This window comes from Halomonas sp. 3F2F (assembly GCF_014897805.1).
In the GTDB taxonomy this organism is placed as follows: Bacteria; Pseudomonadota; Gammaproteobacteria; order Pseudomonadales; family Halomonadaceae; genus Vreelandella.
On the sequence record NZ_JABUZE010000077.1, the window covers coordinates 1 to 1,505 of the forward strand.

Annotated in this window: 3 protein-coding genes; all 3 read left to right on the forward strand. The window is 39.8% G+C overall.

Features of this window, described 5'->3' with window-relative positions; all coding sequences use genetic code 11:
* Window positions 1-210: DUF4393 domain-containing protein (locus INT21_RS09480; protein WP_226930618.1), on the forward strand; the 210-nt coding region annotated here is incomplete at its 5' end.
* Between the two features lie 95 nt (window positions 211-305).
* Entirely contained in the window at window positions 306-1,151 is an 846-nt protein-coding gene (locus tag INT21_RS09485) for a DUF6602 domain-containing protein (RefSeq protein WP_193085089.1), read from the forward strand.
* 2 nt (window positions 1,152-1,153) lie between these two features.
* Window positions 1,154-1,465, forward strand: coding sequence for an SEC-C domain-containing protein (locus INT21_RS20740; RefSeq protein WP_193085090.1), 312 nt, complete (start codon window positions 1,154-1,156; stop codon window positions 1,463-1,465).
* Window positions 1,466-1,505: the final 40 nt, after the last annotated feature.

A 1,505-nucleotide genomic window follows, 5' to 3' on the forward strand; every position in this document is an offset into this window, starting at 1 on the left:
TATAAGCCTCGCTTTATACACCATAACTTATGCGGATTCACTTATATGGGAGGTGAGAATATATATGAACCTCTGGAAAACCATGCTAAAGAAACCTACTCTCAGCTAGAGAACAAGCTTCAAGATCAAGAAGTTAAATTTAAGCGTGGAACGATAGAAATAACACCATTTGCGCGATTGTTCATTAATGCATGTTTCTCAAATATATAGGCTTAACAAAGCCATCAAATTCGCTCCCTACGGTCGCCGGACGCTCGCAAGCTCGCGCCGTTTATGGCGGCGTTAAATTTCAATGAGATCATCGCATGGATTTGAATGAATTATTTTCTTCGATAGAAACAACTATGTTAGCTAGATTCAAAGAATCTGGCTTTATAAACCATAGCGGAGATAAAGGTGAAAATAGAGAAGAGTTTCTAATGGACTTCCTTAAGAAGCACTTACCCAAAAGGTATGGTGTGACTAAAGGTGAAGTAATTACAAAAGAAGGCTCACGCTCACATGCCATTGATATCATAATTTATGACGCGGTAAATTGCCCTGTACTGTATGCTGGAAAAACGTCGATACTTCCCATTGAGGGTGTTTATGGAATAATAGAAGTAAAGTCGTCTCTGTCGAAGGCTGAATTTGACGATGCTGCTGGTAAAATTACATCTTTTAAAAAACTAGCACCAAGAGATTTAGGTGTAATAGAAACTCGAGAATATGCAACAGTGCATAGAGCTTCCAGGCCGTTCGGTATTGTCTTTGGGTTTCAGTTATCCGGGAACTCACTAGATTCTTTAAAGAATAATTGGATGGCTCATTCTCACGCTGTTTACGATGTTAATTTTTTTTGCAATCTAGTGTGCGTTCTCGGAAAGGGCCTGCTTCGCTATGAAAGCGTTAACCTTACAAAGGGCGAAAAGCACCTATTGATTGATACTGATGAATTTGTCAATTTGGTTCTGACGGCACACAAGCGTAGCTCAAACTCGGAAGAACAAGATGAAGTGCTACTTCGCATAATTAAGGAAGGCGCCGAAGATCGAACTTTTGGACGATTTTTTACATACCTTCTTATCATGCTTACTCGAATGAAGCTAAACGTGCCTGATCTTGGGAGATACATTGATTCAGAGCTACCTATGTCGGTTGTGAGAGAGTAAACATGGCCAAGATTGATCCAAACGAACCATGTCCTTGTGATTCAGGTTTACTTTTTAAAGAATGTCATGGACCAAAAGTAAAGAAGCCTGAAGTCCCGAAGATTACACAGACTAATACCTTAAAGGTTATACCCGAGCCAGACCCTAATACAAGATCGGTTTTTATCTATAACGGAGAAGGCACAGTCGTATTTACGGGTTGCCAAGTGGGATTGGCATTAGTATGTGGTAGTTGTAAGTCGCATTTGGTTGTGGGAATGCCGAGGGAAAATATACAAAACATAGTAATTCGCTGTAAAAGCTGTGGCTCATAAGTGGTTATGCAAAAGTTATCGAGTTACTTTTTCCGTAATT